Origin of the sequence: Mesorhizobium sp. LSHC420B00 (assembly GCF_000503055.1) — a bacterium.
In the GTDB taxonomy this organism is placed as follows: Bacteria; Pseudomonadota; Alphaproteobacteria; order Rhizobiales; family Rhizobiaceae; genus Mesorhizobium.
Genome location: NZ_AYVY01000016.1, coordinates 78,556 through 95,070, shown reverse-complemented (window position 1 = coordinate 95,070; position 16,515 = coordinate 78,556). Strand labels below are relative to the sequence as shown.

General features: G+C 60.2%; 19 protein-coding genes and 2 pseudogenes. 11 read left to right on the top strand and 10 right to left on the bottom strand.

Features of this window, described 5'->3' with window-relative positions:
• The first annotated feature begins 20 nt into the window (after positions 1-20).
• The 3 genes from ccoS (at position 21) to X760_RS60715 (ending at position 2,390) form a co-directional block, all read left to right on the top strand.
• Positions 21-176 (top strand): cbb3-type cytochrome oxidase assembly protein CcoS, encoded by a 156-nt coding sequence (gene ccoS, locus X760_RS60725; RefSeq protein WP_023720408.1) that lies wholly within the window; start codon positions 21-23, stop codon positions 174-176.
• A 185-nt stretch (positions 177-361) separates the two neighbouring features.
• Positions 362-1,468, top strand: a complete 1,107-nt coding sequence (gene nirK, locus X760_RS60720; protein ID WP_023720407.1) for a copper-containing nitrite reductase — start codon at positions 362-364, stop codon at positions 1,466-1,468.
• A gap of 52 nt (positions 1,469-1,520) precedes the next feature.
• Positions 1,521-2,390 carry an SUMF1/EgtB/PvdO family nonheme iron enzyme gene (locus X760_RS60715; protein WP_031194420.1) on the top strand — a complete coding sequence of 290 codons (870 nt, stop codon included), beginning with the start codon at positions 1,521-1,523 and terminating at the stop codon, positions 2,388-2,390.
• A gap of 66 nt (positions 2,391-2,456) precedes the next feature.
• Here the strand turns inward: X760_RS60715 and X760_RS60710 are convergent, their stop codons facing one another.
• Both X760_RS60710 and X760_RS60705 read right to left on the bottom strand, forming a co-directional pair.
• Positions 2,457-3,632: an NnrS family protein gene (locus X760_RS60710; RefSeq protein WP_031194418.1), complete on the bottom strand. Its 1,176-nt coding sequence runs from the start codon at positions 3,630-3,632 to the stop codon at positions 2,457-2,459.
• 102 nt (positions 3,633-3,734) lie between these two features.
• The gene (locus X760_RS60705; protein WP_023720404.1) at positions 3,735-4,172 is read right to left on the bottom strand and encodes a pseudoazurin; all 438 of its coding nucleotides are present in this window, start codon (positions 4,170-4,172) and stop codon (positions 3,735-3,737) included.
• A gap of 151 nt (positions 4,173-4,323) precedes the next feature.
• Here X760_RS60705 and X760_RS60700 point away from each other — a divergent pair, with 151 nt between their 5' ends.
• Positions 4,324-5,025, top strand: a complete 702-nt coding sequence (locus tag X760_RS60700; protein ID WP_031194417.1) for a Crp/Fnr family transcriptional regulator — start codon at positions 4,324-4,326, stop codon at positions 5,023-5,025.
• 3 nt (positions 5,026-5,028) lie between these two features.
• Here X760_RS60700 and X760_RS60695 read toward each other — a convergent pair whose 3' ends face one another.
• The 5 genes from X760_RS60695 to X760_RS0138550 all read right to left on the bottom strand — a co-directional run bounded on the left by X760_RS60695 (position 5,029) and on the right by X760_RS0138550 (position 6,683).
• A complete protein-coding gene (locus X760_RS60695) occupies positions 5,029-5,244 on the bottom strand; it encodes a DUF1858 domain-containing protein (protein WP_031194416.1) in 216 nt (71 codons plus the stop codon).
• 107 nt (positions 5,245-5,351) lie between these two features.
• Positions 5,352-5,486 (bottom strand): hypothetical protein, encoded by a 135-nt coding sequence (locus tag X760_RS78895; protein ID WP_280940425.1) that lies wholly within the window; start codon positions 5,484-5,486, stop codon positions 5,352-5,354.
• Between the two features lie 66 nt (positions 5,487-5,552).
• Positions 5,553-5,678 carry a hypothetical protein gene (locus tag X760_RS78890; RefSeq protein WP_023720400.1) on the bottom strand — a complete coding sequence of 42 codons (126 nt, stop codon included), beginning with the start codon at positions 5,676-5,678 and terminating at the stop codon, positions 5,553-5,555.
• 38 nt (positions 5,679-5,716) lie between these two features.
• Positions 5,717-5,842, bottom strand: coding sequence for a hypothetical protein (locus X760_RS79145; protein ID WP_023720399.1), 126 nt, complete (start codon positions 5,840-5,842; stop codon positions 5,717-5,719).
• 571 nt (positions 5,843-6,413) lie between these two features.
• The gene (locus X760_RS0138550; protein ID WP_031194415.1) at positions 6,414-6,683 is read right to left on the bottom strand and encodes a DUF6455 family protein; all 270 of its coding nucleotides are present in this window, start codon (positions 6,681-6,683) and stop codon (positions 6,414-6,416) included.
• Positions 6,684-7,076: 393 nt separating this feature from the next.
• On the opposite strand from X760_RS0138550, the gene X760_RS60690 reads away from it, so the two are divergent.
• The 4 genes from X760_RS60690 (at position 7,077) to X760_RS60670 (ending at position 10,916) form a co-directional block, all read left to right on the top strand.
• Positions 7,077-8,564 carry a PAS domain S-box protein gene (locus X760_RS60690; protein ID WP_245278640.1) on the top strand — a complete coding sequence of 496 codons (1,488 nt, stop codon included), beginning with the start codon at positions 7,077-7,079 and terminating at the stop codon, positions 8,562-8,564.
• Positions 8,554-9,168 (top strand): response regulator FixJ, encoded by a 615-nt coding sequence (gene fixJ / locus X760_RS60685; protein WP_023720396.1) that lies wholly within the window; start codon positions 8,554-8,556, stop codon positions 9,166-9,168. The genes X760_RS60690 and fixJ overlap by 11 nt, the downstream gene beginning before the upstream one ends.
• A gap of 517 nt (positions 9,169-9,685) precedes the next feature.
• Positions 9,686-10,132, top strand: coding sequence for a pyridoxamine 5'-phosphate oxidase family protein (locus X760_RS60675; RefSeq protein WP_023720394.1), 447 nt, complete (start codon positions 9,686-9,688; stop codon positions 10,130-10,132).
• Positions 10,133-10,268: 136 nt separating this feature from the next.
• Positions 10,269-10,916 carry a helix-turn-helix domain-containing protein gene (locus X760_RS60670; RefSeq protein WP_023720393.1) on the top strand — a complete coding sequence of 216 codons (648 nt, stop codon included), beginning with the start codon at positions 10,269-10,271 and terminating at the stop codon, positions 10,914-10,916.
• Positions 10,917-12,657: 1,741 nt separating this feature from the next.
• On the opposite strand, the gene X760_RS60660 is transcribed toward X760_RS60670, so the two are convergent.
• The 3 genes and pseudogenes from X760_RS60660 to X760_RS60650 all read right to left on the bottom strand — a co-directional run bounded on the left by X760_RS60660 (position 12,658) and on the right by X760_RS60650 (position 13,890).
• Positions 12,658-12,918, bottom strand: a complete 261-nt coding sequence (locus X760_RS60660) for a periplasmic heavy metal sensor (protein WP_023720391.1) — start codon at positions 12,916-12,918, stop codon at positions 12,658-12,660.
• 15 nt (positions 12,919-12,933) lie between these two features.
• Positions 12,934-13,438: pseudogene (locus X760_RS60655) on the bottom strand (RNA polymerase sigma factor).
• Between the two features lie 56 nt (positions 13,439-13,494).
• A complete protein-coding gene (locus tag X760_RS60650; protein ID WP_023720388.1) occupies positions 13,495-13,890 on the bottom strand; it encodes a hypothetical protein in 396 nt (131 codons plus the stop codon).
• A gap of 458 nt (positions 13,891-14,348) precedes the next feature.
• Here X760_RS60650 and X760_RS60645 point away from each other — a divergent pair, with 458 nt between their 5' ends.
• The 3 genes and pseudogenes from X760_RS60645 to X760_RS60640 all read left to right on the top strand — a co-directional run bounded on the left by X760_RS60645 (position 14,349) and on the right by X760_RS60640 (position 16,433).
• Positions 14,349-15,329 carry a TerC/Alx family metal homeostasis membrane protein gene (locus X760_RS60645; protein ID WP_348633236.1) on the top strand — a complete coding sequence of 327 codons (981 nt, stop codon included), beginning with the start codon at positions 14,349-14,351 and terminating at the stop codon, positions 15,327-15,329.
• Between the two features lie 158 nt (positions 15,330-15,487).
• Entirely contained in the window at positions 15,488-15,790 is a 303-nt protein-coding gene (locus X760_RS0138535; RefSeq protein WP_031194409.1) for a hypothetical protein, read from the top strand.
• A gap of 11 nt (positions 15,791-15,801) precedes the next feature.
• A pseudogene (locus X760_RS60640) lies at positions 15,802-16,433 on the top strand (exopolysaccharide biosynthesis protein).
• Positions 16,434-16,515 lie beyond the last annotated feature (82 nt).

The window sequence follows — 16,515 nt, the reverse complement described above, 5'->3', positions numbered from 1 at the left end:
AACACATTGGCCCGATCCTCATGACAACCCTTGCCTACCTGATACCTGTGGCCCTCTTCCTTGGTGCGCTTGGACTGGGGAGCTTCCTGTGGGCTTTGAGGAGTGGCCAGTACGAAGATCTCGACGGCGCCGCCGAGCGGATCCTTATCGAACGGGAAGACAAACCCGGCCGCTAGCCAAAGCTGATGCAATAACCGGGGCCACGACCTTCTCCACCTCGATCATGACGCGCAAGATCGCTGTATCCGAGGTTCTTGCCTGCCAAGACTGAACTCCAGCAATTTGCGCCAGCGCAAAGAAACGCCGCGTCACGTCAGATAGCTTCTACTCATCTGCAATGGTTGAGAGATAGGAGACTGACATGATCACGCGACGCGAAGCCCTCTTCGGAGCAGCGATTGGCGCTGCCGGCGCAGCGGCGCTGCCCGCATTTTCGGCAACGGTGACAAAGGCAGACATTCGCGGGCTCCCTCGCGGAAAGATCAAGCTCGTCGCACCGCCGTTCGTGCATCCGCACGATCAAGTCGCCAAAGGCGGACCGAAAGTCGTCGAGTTCACCATGACGATCGAGGAAAAGCCCGTTGTCATCGATGCCGACGGCACGACACTGAATGCGATGACCTACAACGGCTCGATTCCCGGCCCACTGATGGTCGTGCATCAGGACGACTACGTCGAACTGACGCTCATCAATCCCGATACCAACTCCCTCGCCCACAACATCGACTTCCACGCCGCGACCGGCGCTCTGGGCGGCGGCGTCCTCACCTTGATCAATCCCGGCGAACAGGTGACCTTGCGCTTCAAGGCGACGCGAACGGGAACGTTCGTCTATCACTGCGCGCCTGGGGGCGCGATGATCCCTTGGCATGTCGTTTCCGGCATGAGCGGCGCAATCATGGTCCTGCCGCGCGATGGGCTCAGGAACGACAAGGGCGAGCCGGTCAAATACGACAAGATCTTCTACATCGGCGAGACCGACTTCTATATTCCGCGCGACGAGAAGGGCAACTTCAAGAGCTACGAATCGGCCGGTGACGGTTACGACGACATCGTCAAGGTCATGCGCGGGCTGATCCCGACGCATGTCGTGTTCAACGGCAAGGTCGGATCCCTGACCGGCGACAACGCAATGAAGGCGAAGGTCGGCGAGACCGTGTTGATCGTCCATTCGCAGGCCAACCGCGATACCCGGCCGCATCTGATTGGTGGTCACGGTGATTATGTCTGGGAACAGGGCAAATTCGCCAACCCGCCGTCCAAGGACCTGGAAACCTGGTTCATCCGCGGCGGTTCGGCGGGCTCGGCGCTCTACACGTTCCTGCAACCGGGCATCTACGCTTACGTCAATCACAATCTGATCGAAGCTGTGGAACTCGGAGCGACTGCTCACTTCATGGTCGAGGGCGAGTGGGATGACGACCTGATGACGCAGGTCGAGGCTCCTAAACCCATCGTCACCAACTGACGGCACTCCAATTTGCCCGGGCAGCGACGCTGTCCGGGCATGGACGAAAGCCATGTCTCCTTTCACCTTGAAGGTTCTCCCGGTCGCCCTGGCCGCCGCTGCTGTTCCGGTAGGGCTCTCGCAACAGGCGGTCTTCGGGGATACACAACGCCATCCCATCGCCATGACGGTCACCTTGCCCCCTGGTTCGATCACCTATCCGACTCCGGGCGAGTTCCTGAAAGAGGGACGCCCGCAAGGCAATCCCCGCCTCGAGCGGCAACTCGACAGACCTCTCGAAATCATGGCCTATCAGGTCGGCGCGGCCGACTACGCGGACTGCGTATCGGCTGGCGGCTGTCAGCCGGCACAGGAGACGCGCGCGATCCCGAGCAATGCTCCGGTGACAGGGGTGAGCTATCTCGATGCCAATGCCTACGCCCGGTGGTATTCGCAAGTGACCGGCGACCAATGGCGGCTGCCATCCGATGAAGAATGGGCCTTTGCCGCCGCGGAGCGGTTCGCCGGCGAATTCGAGGGGGTCGAAAACGACGCCAGCAATCCCGCCAGACGTTGGCTCACCAGCTACAAGGCCGAGGTGGACCTTAATCGCAAACCGGACCCGTTGCCCAAGAGCCGTGGCTCTTTTGGATTCAATTCCCTCGGCCTCGCCGACTTTTCCGGCAATGTCTGGGAGTGGACCTCGACCTGCTATGTCCGCACCACGTTGGCTGCGGATGGAAGCGGTGTTGCGAGTTCGGTCGACAATTGCGGCGTCCACGTCCTTGAAGGGCTTCACAGAGCCTACATGTCGAACTTCGTTAGTGACGGAAAAAGCGGAGGCTGTGCCGTTGGTACGCCTCCCGACAATCTGGGATTCAGATTGGTCCGGGACCATTCGGGATGGGCAAGCCGGATCCTTGGCTGGCTTGGTATCGTCTGAAAAGCAGGAATAGCGGGCCACGTCTTCCCGACCCGTCGCGAGCCCGCCCGCCGCTCTTCCCTCGCCTCACCGTGCCTTGGGTGTCGTCAACGCGGTTCCGTGGATCAGGAGGAAGCCGGCGAATGCCGCCATCCATGCGGCGCCGGCCATATCGATCACCGCGTCTGAGGGGACGAAGGCGGCCAGGATTCGCAATGATCCCGCGAGAAGGACGGCTACGAAGATGAACGAGGTCCCTTTCCCGGCCTTGAGCTCCCGCCCTGTGTGCCCGAGCGTTGCGCGGGTCATCACGGCAAGCGTCATCGCACCGACCGCACCCGCTCCGAGCGCGTGGAGCCCTGCGGCGGCCGGCACGATGGCAGGAACGAAGATCGATGCCGAAACGAAGGCAAGGCCGACCGGCACGAAGGCATATGCAAGATGGAGGATGAGCACGAGCGGATCCCGCACTGTGCGTTCGCCAGCCCAGCGCGACAGACGCCACGCCTGGCAGATTGCAGCGACTGCCATAAGCATTCCCGAGGCGCGGTTGTCGGGGGCGAACGTCCATGCTCCCAGCGCGATAGCTGAGATGGCTATCGATATGATGTCAAAACGGCCGAACGGCGCGGGCAGCTTGCCTGGATTTTCCCGAACGAGCCAGTTGCGGGTGAAGCTCGGAATGATGCGCCCACCGATCAGCGAGATGAGCACGATCGCCGCGGCCATACCGAGCCTGCGGCTGATGTCGGATGTGCCTTGAAGATGCGCCTCGATATGGAACACGCCGTTGGCACACGCCAGGACGGCGAGCGGTAGCAGCACCTTGAGATTGCGCCAGTTCCGCCCCGCGATGATTTCGCGTGCCGCCGCGGCCGCAACAGTAAGCAGAAATGAACCATCGATCACGGCTGCCGCTTCCCAGCCGATATCCGCCGAGAAGAAGACTGCGGCACGGCCGGCAAGCCACAGGACCACCAGCGCCAGCAGCGGCAGGCCTTGCACGGGCAGCCGGCCGGTCCAGTTTGGGATGGCGGTCAGCAAGAACCCGGTAACGATCGCCGGCAGATAGCCGAACAGCATCTCGTGAATGTGCCGGTCGACGGCAACGAACGCACTGTGAGCATCGAGCTCGCCGGCATACATGGGCAGCCAAAGCAGAATGGAGAGCGCGGCATACAGCGACCCGAGGAAGAAGAAGGGCCTGAATCCGTAGGAAAGAAATGCTGGCCCGGTGTAAGCCCGCGGGCGTGGAATCCCCATGATCTGCGTCTCCAAATGAACAGGGCCGGATGAACCGCCGCCCTCGGTCCGTCCGGCCCTGCCTGCCCTTCATGCGGCAGGCATGGCTGTATCGATTCCCGGTCAGTTGGCCGGGACCTGGCTGAACAGGTCGGCAAACACCGTCTTTGCCTTCCCCGCATGTTTCACCGTCTTGGCTATGTCGAGGTTGACCGCCTTGCCGACAACGATCAGGGCGACCATGCCCATGCCGTAGTGAGGCGCGCATTTGACGCCGTACACACCTTCCTGGGTCAGTGTGACGGTGATCTCCTCGTTGGGCTTCCCCTTGAAAGGTTCGGCGCCATCCGGGATCATACCCTTGATCGACTCCGCATCGTGGCCCTTATCGGTCGGCACGAACTTGACTGTGTCGCCGGGTGCCGCCTTGACAAAGGCCGGCTGGAAAACCATGGCGCCTTTTTCGCCCTTATTGAGCATTTGCACCACGTGCTCTTCCCCGCTTGCGCCGCTGGCGAGCGCGAGGATGGAGATTGCGGCAGCGAGGATGGAGAGTTTCATCGATTTGTCCTTTGTTTCGTCTTCGCGGCATTGCGCCGTTCCATGCGATTTAGCTTGATGCGGCCGGGGATAATTTGCGCTGGCGCAAACTCGGGATAAGAAAGGTCTCCCGCACGACTGATGCGGAACCGTAGGGCTGTGAGGGATCCGCTTGGCTGCGTTGGATCGATCGGTGATTTCTGGACTGCCTCTCTTCCAGGGGCTTACGCCCGACGAGCAGAGCGAGATCGTACAAAATGCGCGGTCGTCTCGGTATGCCAAGGACACGGCGATCTTTGAGCAGGAAGCCGAGGCCCATTCGTTTTTCGTGCTGGTCGCCGGGCACATACGCGTTGTCCGCACCACGCCTGACGGGCAGCAGGTCATCGCCAGATACATCAGCGAAGGCGAAATTTTTGGTGTCGCTGCAGCACTAGGGCGAACGACCTACCCTGCCAGTGCGGTCGCCGCGGTGGACTGCGTGGTTCTAGCCTGGCCCAACGCTCTCTGGCCGGACCTGGCGCGACGGTTTCCCCTGTTTGGGGCAAGCACCTACAGGACGATTGGAACCAGGCTGCAGGAGACCCAGACGCGGGTGGTGGAGATGTCCACGGAGCAGGTTGAGCAGCGGGTTGCGCATGCGCTGCTGCGCCTGGCGAACCAGACCGGCCGAAAGACAGACAGCGGCATCGAAATCGACTTCCCGATTTCGAGGCAGGACATTGCCGAGATGACGGGAACGACACTGCACACGGTGAGCCGGCTGCTCAGCAGGTGGGAGGAAAATGGAATAATCGTCAGCGGTCGCCAGAAAGTCACGGTCAAGGATGCACATCGCTTGGTGGTTCTGGCCGAGAACCGCGATAAGGGGTGACCGTCACCGTTCTTCTCGAACAGCCGATTCCAGATCCAAAATGAAGCGGGTCTCGTCGATCCCATGCTCGCGGCATGCTTCGGCCACGGTATGGAAAGCGCCGATCGGGCAACCCACGCAAAGCATCCTGTAGGCCAGCATCACGGCCACCGTTGCCGGCCATTTTCTCATGATCTCGTCAACGACCATGTCGGGGTTGATTGAACTGCGCTGCTTCACGATGAAGTCTCCGCGATATGCGAGGTCTCTTCATAAATCGCGCGCGGGCTGCCTTCGTTGCGCTTTCGCAACTTTGATGAGCGTCTGCCAGGAAAACTAGACCAACGTCATGACCACGATCTTGCACCGACGACGATCAGAACAAGCCCGCCGATCAGCATAGGGAGCAGTGTGTTGTTCAGGTCGACGCCGGACTCGAATTGCTTGGCCATCGGTGTGTCGTTTTTGTTTGAGTCAGTCATGCTTGTCTCCACGGGCAGGCAGATACGCATCGCGCGGCGTTGCGGCTGATTGTGGGTTTACCCACGCTAATTGGTATGGCGGAGCATCGGATGCAGGTAGCCCGCCGACAAAGTCCTGGGCGTCAACGCGACGTCGGCCAGCGTGTAACGGTCAAGGGTGTTCTGGAAGGAGGCCATCGCCTCGCCGAACATGCCTGAAAGTTGCAGCAGCCGGTAAGCACGCACTCATTTCAGGTCGCGAAGCACTCCACAAGCGCGAAATCTGGCTCCGTCAGCCGTACCACGTCGCCGATCCGGAACTTCTCGCGGCTCCGCCCCAGGGCAAGCCCACCGGAGCGACCGCGGACCGCCTTCAAGTAACGCTGCGCGTCAGGGAATTGGCGATCTTGTTGAGGTGCGTTTCGGATACGTTAAACGTCCGTGCCACCTCCTCGATCGCGATCAGGCGTTCGCCGACGGATCATGGCCTCGTCAAGCACGTATGGCAACGGAGTACCATCGATGATGATCGTTCTCTTGCTCCGACCATTCGCAGTCATGTGCATGTCCTTGGTTTTCGAGGGACCTCAAGGTGATCCCCGCACTCAAACAGGCCTGCGACGCGCCGAGTGAAGTCGCGTCTACGATGGGGCCTTCGTCGGCATGGATCGGATCGGACCTGAAAGAAATACGTAAATATGTTTTTTATCCAATCTTACTGTGTCTGCAAATCCGCACGTATCACCCGAGCAACAACTGCCGGCGCCTCGCAGTGTCGTTAGTTAGCGGCGCGCCGTTGCGGGGCATCGCTGCAGGTTCCTGTCATGGTGGCCTTGATAACAAGCGGGCAGCCCGTGGGGCCAGTCGGCTGTTTACATGAAAGTGGAGTTGCAGGCATTCGCGGCGGCCTTGGTGACGCGAACTGCGGTATGCCTGCGTAACGCTCTATCATTGGCCAACGGCTGCGTGCCGCAGCTGTGCGATCAGGTCGCGGTTGCGGCAATAGTCTGGCGGATCATCAGCTTGCTGGTGTTCATCAAGCCAAGTCGAGCATTCATCCTGGTGCCCGCAGGAGCGACACCGGTCCACCGCCCGATTGGTTACGCCAACATGGTCCGGAACGACCTTCAATTGTTTGTCGACGCCGAGCTTCTGCATCATGCTTCCCATCAAGGCGGTCCTGGCGTCGACTGAAATCAGGTAGTCGAGAAAACTCATGTCGTTTTACTCCCGTTTCCCGGCAGATCATCGCCATGTCGGCGACCGCTGCATTGATCTCGGTCAACAGTCGACTCCCTCTCGTGGCGATTGGGGCTGGCGTGAATGCCGCAAGGTGACAACTTTGAAATTCCTATGTGACCGGCGGCTATACGACATGAGGGTGCAGCCGGCAGGCCGATGGGGTGAGCTCCGAAAGGTCCAGCAGGCTCGACCGCAACTGTTTGGCTTCATGGGTTTTCCGTGTGCAGAACGAGCAATGGATGGTAACAAGACTGCGCTGCGGGTTCCCCGATCATAGGACTTGATTTGGACGACAAACAAACACGTAACTTGTCGACTGGTGTTTGCGCCGAAGGGCGGGGCACGGCCGAACACGACCGGCTCTCCCAGATGTTCGAGCAGGCCCCTGGTTTCATCGCGTTGATGCGTGAGCCGGGCCACGTCTTCGAGCTGACCAACGCCGCCTATCAACGCCTGATTGGCCAGAGGCAAGTGATAGGAAGGTCGGTACGCGAGGCCCTGCCCGAGCTTGCAGGCCAGGGTTTCTACGAGCTGCTGGACCAGGTGTACGAAACGGGCGAGCCCTACAGCGGTCAGGGCGTGAAGGTCGCTCTTCGCAACAAGGATGAGGAGCCGGTCGAAGAGCGCATCCTCGATTTCGTCTATCAGCCCATCAAAGCCGACGATGGTCGCATCACGGCCATCTTTGTCCAAGGCACCGACGTCAGCGAGCTCTCCTTTGCGAACGCCGCACTTCGTTTGCGTGAAGATCATTTGCGCTCGATCCTGGCGACGGTGCCCGACGCAATGGTCGTCATCGACGAACAGGGCAGTATTCAATCCTTCAGCGCGGCTGCCGAAACGCTGTTCGGTTACCAGTCGAGCGAAGTCATCGGTCAGAACGTCAATCTGCTGATGCCGTCACCCTACCGCGAAGAGCATGATGCTTATCTGCACCGGTATCTATCAACCGGTGAGCGCCGGATAATCGGGCTCGGCCGCACCGTCACTGGAATGCGCAAGGATGGCTCAACTTTTCCGATGGAACTTTCTGTCGGTGAAATGCATCCTGGAACCGGCCGCTTCTTTACCGGCTTCTGCCGCGACTTGACGGAGCGCCACAGAGCAGAGGCAAGGATACAGGAGCAGCAGCAGGAGCTTCTCCACATGGCGCGGTTTACCGCGCTAGGCGAAATGGCTTCGACACTTGCCCATGAAATCAACCAGCCCCTCACGGCAATCACGAACTACCTGAAAGGCAGTCGCCGGCTTCTCGAAAAAAGCACGGAAGAGAATGCGCCGATGCTGAGGGAAGCCGTCGAAAAGGCAGCGGAACAGGCATTAAGGGCCGGAGACGTCATTCGCCACCTGCGGGACTTCGTCGCAAGAGGCGAGAGTGAGCGTCAAGTCGAACGCCTGCCGGCGATTATCGAGGAAGCCTCGTCACTGGCACTGGTCGGCTCAAGAGAAATAGACGTGCGTGTCAGCTATAAGCTCGATCCCGCCGCCGAACTGGTCTTGACGGACCGCATCCAGATTCAGCAGGTCCTGCTGAACCTGATGCGCAATGCGATAGATGCCATGCAAGGCGTACCACGCCGTGAGTTGCAAATCATAACTGTGGCCCGTGATGACGGCATGGCTGAGGTAAGCGTGATCGACACGGGCACCGGTCTTGCGCCGGAAGTCTCCGCCCAGCTTTTCCAGCCATTTGTCACCACTAAAAAGCAGGGCATGGGCGTCGGCCTCTCTATTTGCCGTACGATCGTTGAGTCGCACGGCGGTCACATCTGGGCCGAGGCAATGCCGTCCGGAGGAACCGCCTTCCGGTTCACCTTGCGCATCGTGGAAAAGGAAGAGGTCGCCAGTGGCCGATAGCCATCTTGTGCATGTAGTCGATGACGACGTCGACGTTCGCAAATCGCTTGGTTTTCTGTTGGCGACGGCTGACTTCGCTGTGCGCCTGCACGAATCGGCGACAGCTTTTCTGGCCACGGCCACGAGCAGTCTTGACGGCTGCATCGTGACCGATGTGCGCATGCCCGGCATTGACGGCATCGAGTTCCTGCGGCAGCTCCGGACCCGCGGGCATGCCATTCCAGTTATTGTCATGACGGGTCATGCCGACGTGGCGCTCGCTGTTCAGGCGATGAAGGAAGGTGCCGCCGATTTCATCGAAAAGCCGTTTGACGACGAGGTGCTGATCGATGCGATCCGCTCCGCGTTGGGCAATCGTAACCAGGCGGATGCGACACACCCACAAAGCGTGGAAATCCGCGGGCGTCTGGCCGCCCTGTCGGAGCGAGAACGACAGGTGCTGGACGGTCTTGTGTCCGGCCTGCCAAACAAGGCGATTGCCTACGATCTTGGCATCAGCCCGCGCACGGTCGAGATCCATCGCGCCAATGTCATGAGCAAAATGGCCGCGAGCAGCCTGTCGCATCTCGTGCGCATGGCATTGGTTGTGGAATCCGAACGTTAGGGCGAGTCCCCAAGAAACTTCCCGCTGTTTGCCGGGATGCCATCCGGAATCCAGTCGCGCCAGTGGGTCGGGTGGATGTCAACGCGCGATCGGCTGGCAGCGTTCCTCCAGCCTTCCCGCTCCTTTATGCAAGGGAAGACAAGGGTATGTTCGCCGTCCTCGTCAAAGACGGCGAGTTCGAGCTCACGACCGAACGGAGCGCTTGAGATTGGCTTCCACATCATTCCCTATGATGCGTAGAAGCGGCAGGCCCCCGCATTGATCTCGATCATATTTCCGAGATCGGCCACTCCCGCATCGCCGGTGACAGCGCGGCCTGGCCTCCATGTGAATGACGAGACCGGCCACACATGGTCGTTTGGTCGTATGTCGCATGACCGACTCCTTGATCGTGATCAATCATCGCCCTGGCAGCAGGACTATAATCGAGATTCAAACAAGATCCGCGATGCCGGATATAAAACCCAATAAAGCACGGTGACACCCGTGCAGTGACGAAAAACAGGAGATCGCGTTGATGTTGATCCGTACGCTTTCCGCCTTGGAATGTACGAAATTGCTCACGACCAATCGTGTCGGCCGCTTGGCATGCGCGAAAGACGGGCAGCCCTACGTCGTCCCGCTGCATTATGCCCATGCGGACAATCACCTTTACGCATTTTCCATGTTGGGTAAGAAGATCGACTGGATGCGGGCCAATCCGCTGGTGTCCTTCCAGGTCGACGAACGCGGCCAAGGGCGGGGATGGAGAAGCGTGGTTGTCGACGGCCGCTATGAAGAACTGACTGACCAGATCGGCTGCAAGGTTCAGCGCGACCATGCATGGTCGGTGTTGAGCAGGCACACCAACTGGTGGGAGCCAGGTGCCCTCAAGCCAGTTACGCCCGCCGTTTCGGACAGCACGCCGCACGTTTTCTTTCGCATCCTCATCGAGCAGGTGTCGGGCCGCGAAGCAAGTGAATAGCTAAACGATCGCCGAAAAAGACGTTCGGGCCAGCGCAAGCGGTGGTTATAGGTAATTCCCCGTAGGGACATAACCGAATTTCGCGACATAAGGATTCGCGCGATTGCTGTGACACGGACCAACCGGGAAAACAGCCATGCACGCCTACACAACCTCGCGAATCGAAGCGCAGTCGCGGTCGCCTCAGCCGAACCCGCCGGAGACATTCCATCCCGCGCTGCTGCAGCCGCTCAACTTCTTTCCCGCCGGTGCGGGAATCTATGCCCAGGGCGAAAAGGCCGGGGTCTTCTACCAGGTCGAGTTTGGCGCCGTGCGCATCTACCGCCTGCTTGCTGACGGGCGCCGGCAGATAAGTGCCTTTCACCTGGCTGGAGAGACATTCGGCTTCGAAGGCGGTGCAACGCATCATTTCTTCGCCGAAGCTATCAATGCCACCGGCATCCGCGTCTTCCGCATCGCTGCCGGAGCCGACATGTCGCATCAGTTGCTGCCGCTGGCGCTCAAGGGCCTGACAAGGGCGCAGGAACACCTTCTGGTCCTAGGTCGTCAGAACGCCATTGAACGCGTCGCAGCGTTCCTCGTCGACATGGCGGAGCGCCAAGGCGGTCTGCGTAAGATTGAGTTGCCGATGTCGCGCATGGATATCGGCGACTACCTAGGACTCACCATCGAGACGGTCTCGCGGGTCTTCACCAGGCTTAAGAAGAAAGGCGTCATTCGTTTGATTAGCCTGCGCAGCATCGAAATCGCCAAGCATGACGCGCTTCAGAATATGAGCGAGTGAATGGCACATGCTACGTCCAAGCGGAATACGGCCTCCCTCTATCGGTTAGAAACCTGTATCCGCCCGAACCGCGGATTCGCCACGGCGCGGACGCATGGTGGCCTGACCTTCGTCGTCACCGGATGGCCCTTGCCGAATTCGAGGCCCAAGAAGGATATTGAAGGCAACTATCTGAAGGTGATCGAGCTTGCACCCCAGTTCGCCGGGCGATTTCGTGGAGCTAAGCGCGAAGCGCGTTTTGCGGGTGCTGCAATGCCGAACTTTGCCGCAAGCCTTACGGCCCCGGCTGCGGACACTCATGCCGCCTTGCCGCCTTGCCGCGTGACGCCGTGCGCCAAGTCGGTCAAGATCACTTCGGCAGCCGTCTTGCGCAAAGGCGCTACATGGATAATACCATTCCGAACTTGACTTCGATCTTGCTTCGACCAGGCCAAGAGATGCCTGGTCGCGTTGTGCCGAGCTCCTCGGTTGGCTGGGCGACTGTGGTCAGGCGCGGCACGGACCGATAATCCTCCGCAACGGCGGATAGCATGTCGCCGTGCCTTCGCTTGGAGCATCGACTCTGGATACGGCATCCTATCCGGAGCATGCCGGGCGTGTTCGGTTCGGCGCTCAGAGCTTACCATCAAGGCCAAACTCCGATCAACTCCGGCGTTAGTGCCAATAATACCAATGGCGGTGGTGCCAACCCGGACGATAGATTATCACGGGGCCCCGCACCACGGGACGGACAACAACACGTCGATTGGGCACACAGCGCCCCCAGCGATTTGGATGCCAGCCCCAGCCGCAACCGTAACGGACGTTTTCGATCGGAGACGATGTGACAGGCGGGTTTGTCGCGCTCAACGGGACGGCAGGAGATGGACCACTGAGCATTAACAGCGATCCGGCACCTATAAACGCTGTCACCAGACATTTCACAACCATCGTCGGAATCTCCTTCAAAAGATACTCACGCCCGTTAAACGCCGCAGAAATCTCGATCCGTCGCTGGCAGTGATCTTTTGAATCGGCGATCCTCCGGTCGCCTCTTTCGGCCATTTGAAAAATTGGCGAGAGCCTCTGGCGAGCGCTGAAATGGCTGCGAACTCGACAGGCATTCCGAACTGCGCCCGGACAACAGGTCTGCGTCAAGACCAGCGGCACTGGGCCAATCTGCTGCGTACCAGCGATCAGGTTTCAATCAGGCCGCTGAGCGCCGTTTTGAATGTTCTGTCGGGAAACAAGCGTCGCATCGTCAGCTCGGTTTCAAGCCTAGGCCCTTCGGCGGCCACAGTCGCGATAAGCGCGTCCAGATCCAGCGTCGGCGCCAGGTCCCTCCCCTCTTAAAGCGCGCTTTGGCTAAATCCGGGCCAATCCGCCAGTACGCGGCCACCAAGCACTGCGCCTCCTAGCACCATTGGCTGCGGAGGCCGTGCCGTGATCTGTGCCGCCTGTGCCGTTTACTGCAGCCGTGCGCCCGAATTCGGTGGCGACGAGTACTGCGGTCTGGCGCCAGACCTCGCCAAGCCCCGCGCGAATGCGCCGTTCAACGTGTCAAGCGCCCGCAACTGGTTGGCGAGGCGGCTGATCTGGCCGCTATGCGTGTCCCATCCACCGGTCGCGATCATCGCGACCCGCGGCCCGTCTGCATCCGCCCCACCTGGCTGGATTCTGTCGCGCGTGCGCGTCTAGTGCCAGCCCGCGGCCATCCTGTCCTGGCGCGGAACGACGGACGCGTCGTTGACGTCGCGGCGAATTAGTTGTTGCCGGAATTAAGGCGCCGCAGCATGGCGCCGCGGCCTCTCAAGCCCTCGACTAAGATCTGGCGCTCAGCCTGCGTAAGCGTTTGGGCGAAATCGATGACGGCCTTTTCAAGACGCGTGCGCAAGGCAATGTCAGCCGTCCGGACTGCCGACAGCTGCGCTTCGACGGCCGTCCGGTCCAGCGGGTCCTGCGCGATAAGTCGCGCCAGTTCGGCGCGGCCGGCGCGTGCGGCTTCGAACCGTTCGGGGCTCATTGTGTCCGCTCCAGGCTAATCGTCACGCTCGGCCTCAAGATGATTGCGCAGATTGCGGCGGGCGCGCGCGAGAAGGCTTTCCAAGGCTTCGACGCTGATGCCCATGACATCGGCGGCGTCGATATTGGAAAGTTCCTGATAGTACTGGCGCTGCCGATCGGGAAGTATCGCCAGCGCTGTTGCGATCGATTGCCTTTCGCCGCGATCGCGCAATCTCTGGTCGGGGCCAGGCCCCGGGTCGGCCCGGTCGGGCGGCTCTGCGATATATATTTCACGGCGCCTGCGGAGGCGGTCATGGCAAAGATTGAGCGCCCACGCGATGCAGCCATGTGTCGAAGCGTGCGTTCCCCGCCTCCCAGTCCGGTGACTGGCGCCATATCCGGAGGAACACTTCCTGTGCGACATCCTCTGCCTCGCTACGATCACCCAGCATGCGTGCCGCAAGTCCGAGCACGCGGGGCAGCTTCCGGGAGATCATGCTGCGAACCGCCGCCTGATCGCTTCGCGCGATCCGGGCCAGAGGTCCTCGTCTGTCTCCCGGCCACTCAAGGATAATGTGCCCGCAAATCTTTGCCTTCACTTCTTGGCCAATGCCTTTCGCGCTGAAAGCTCCTCAGCCGAAATCATGCCGTCTGCGTTTGTATCGATAAGATCGAAACGCCGTCTTGCCATCGGATCAATCTCGGCCTTTTCGAGAAAGCCGTCATTGTTCTTGTCCAGTGTTGCAAACACTTTTGAGGGGTCACGCTCGCCCTTGCCCGCGGCCGGACGCGCTTTCCATTCGTCCAGTGAGATTCTGCCGTCGGTGTTGGTGTCGGCACGCATTATCCGTATTTCGAACGCCGACTGAAATTCGGCCAAGGCCAGCTTGCCGTCGCCATTCTTGTCACCGAGCGGCGCGGCCGCGCCCGCCCCCGTGCAAAGCAGGATGATTGCGGGCATGGATATGCTGCGCTTGAGGAAGGTCTTCATTGCGTGGTCCTTTCGGTCGAGGTTCAGGCTCGATCGTTAAACGCCGGCAAAAACGATATCCGTCGCCGGTTGGACCGCTTTCTTTGGCTGGAGCACTTTGATCACCTGTGAAATTCAATAGGACGTGGAATGGCGTGGCCGCATGATGGTCGTGACGACATCACCAGCGGCCGGAGTCGCCCCCAAGCGGAAGCTCGCTCGCTCCGGGTCAATTCACGGCCGTGACCAAATGCAGCTTATCCCTGGCAGGCGGTCCGCCCCCTGCCAAGGGCAAGGTCGTCATCAAGGCAGATAGCGCTTTCCTTGTTCTTATTGTCTTCACCTCTCGCCCATCATCTCATGTCGCGCCAGATGGGGTGTGCTTCACGTGTACGACCTAAGCGAGACTCCGAGAGGCAAATTTTCAGGCCCAATAAAAGTCCCGCCGGACCCTTGATCGCCAGAAAATGAATCCCCAAGTGGGCACCAACCCGCTGGTCCGGGCCCCTCTGGTGAGAGCCTCGGCACTCTTGCGATGTCGGACCGATTTTCTGACAACCCGTGCCGACAGGGGATTGCCCTTGAACCTCTCATTTTTGTTCGTCGAGTGGCTGGGAACGCCGCTCTGGATGTGGTCGAGCTTTTTTGCCCGCGTTATCGCCATTTTGTCGTTCGACCTTGGAATTCTTCACAGGCAGGACAAGGAAATCGGCGTCCGTGAAAGCGTAATGCTTTCTGCCCTCTATATCGCGCTCGGGCTCGCCTTCGGTGGCTGGGTATGGTGGTATCTCGGCTCCGACGCCGGCCTCGCCTATCTGACAGGCTTCGTCGTCGAAAAGACGCTGGCGCTCGACAACGTCTTCGTCATTGCCCTGATATTCTCATTCTTTGCCGTGCCGCGCATTTACCAACACCGGGTGCTCTTCTGGGGCATCCTCGGCGTCCTCGTGCTGCGTGCCATCATGATCGGTGTCGGCGCGACGCTGGTCGTCGAGTTCGCTTGGGTCCTTTATATCTTCGCCGCGTTCCTGATTGTCACTGGCATCAAGATGCTGATCATCAAGGAGGCAGAACCTGACGTATCGAAGAACGTCCTCGTCCGCTTCATGCGCAATCGCCTTAACGTCACCGACGAGCACCACGGCGAGCGGTTTTTCGTCAAAAAGAGAAATCTCGGCACGCGCCGGACGAGCTGGTTCATCACGCCGCTCTTCATGGCGCTGGTGATGGTCGAGGTGGCCGACGTCATCTTCGCCGTGGATTCCGTCCCTGCGATTCGCGATCACAACCGATCCGTTCATCGTCTACACCTCGAACATCTTTGCGATCCTCGGCCTTCGCGCCCTTTATTTCGCGCTTGCGGCGATGATCCACCGCTTCCGTTACCTGAAGCCCGCGCTCGCTATCGTTCTGATCTTCATCGGCTCGAAGATCTTCGTCGCCGATCTCCTGGGCCTTGAAAAGTTCCCGGCCGCCCTCTCGCTCGGCATTACCTTTGCGATCATTGGCGCCGGCGTGGTCTGGAGTCTTCTCAAGACGCGGGATCAGCAGCGGCAGCCTGTGTGACCGGGCTCTGCAAAGACGAAGACCGTTAGCTAAGGAACAGAAGGAAGAAGATATGATTGCGGAATTCATCACCTGGATTTTTGCCATGCTCGTCATCGGCCCCCTGCAAACCCAGATACAGGAACAAGCTGAGCGCGCGAGGCTTCCGGTGGAAATCGTTCGCCAGTCCCAGAACTGCCTGACGTCTCAAGGCCCGCAACTGATTGAGCGCGCCGCCGGCGACTACGGCTGGGCGGCGGTCACCGCCATCAACATAGCGATTGGCCGTACCGCGCCGGTGGAGCTTCTAGATAGCCAGGACCCGCAATGCGCAGCCCTTGTCCGGGCTCTGAACAGAGCTGGCGAGGATACGTAAGGACCGGCTGCGTGCGCGAGACGTCCGATCAGGATGCGAACAGAAGACCGCCGCAGGGTGCGGCCTCCGCGCGGTTGAACGAGATGCTGGAACTCGCTCGCGCGAAAGGCGGCCTCTCGATTGGGGAGGCTCTGGAGGCGATGGGCCAAACTGGCATCGGCTTCTCAATCCTGTTTCTGGCCATTCCGGCGCTGACGCCGATCCCGGGGCCGTTCGGCATGGTTTTCGGCAGCGGACTCGCGCTGGTCTCGCTCCAGATCGTCGCGGGCAACCGGAGGGTCTGGTTCCCGCCATCATCAGCGAGCGCCAGTTTTCGCCTGCGGCGCTCGATCTTGTCGTCCGTCATTCGATGCCGATGATCGGCCGGGTGGAGAAAATGGTGCGCGCCGGTCGGCTGGAGATCCTGACGGGCCCGACGGTGCAGACCCTGCTCGGCGTACCGATCTTCCTGCTCGCCGTCGTTATCGCCCTGCCAATTCCCTTCGGCAATATCCTGCCGGTGCTCTCACTTGTGGTCTTGGCCGTCGCCTTGATGGAACGCGACGGTCTCGTCACCCTGATTGGACTGCTGCTCGCCTCGGCGTCGTTTGTCGCGACCGCGGCTCTGCTTGTTGTTGTGGCCTCAGCGCTCTCGACGTCCTAAGCGCCGGATTTGCGAGATTACGGGCGCGTCGGTCTTCTATATCGTCCAGGTAGTCGAACTGGCGGCTGGCGCGAAGAACCTC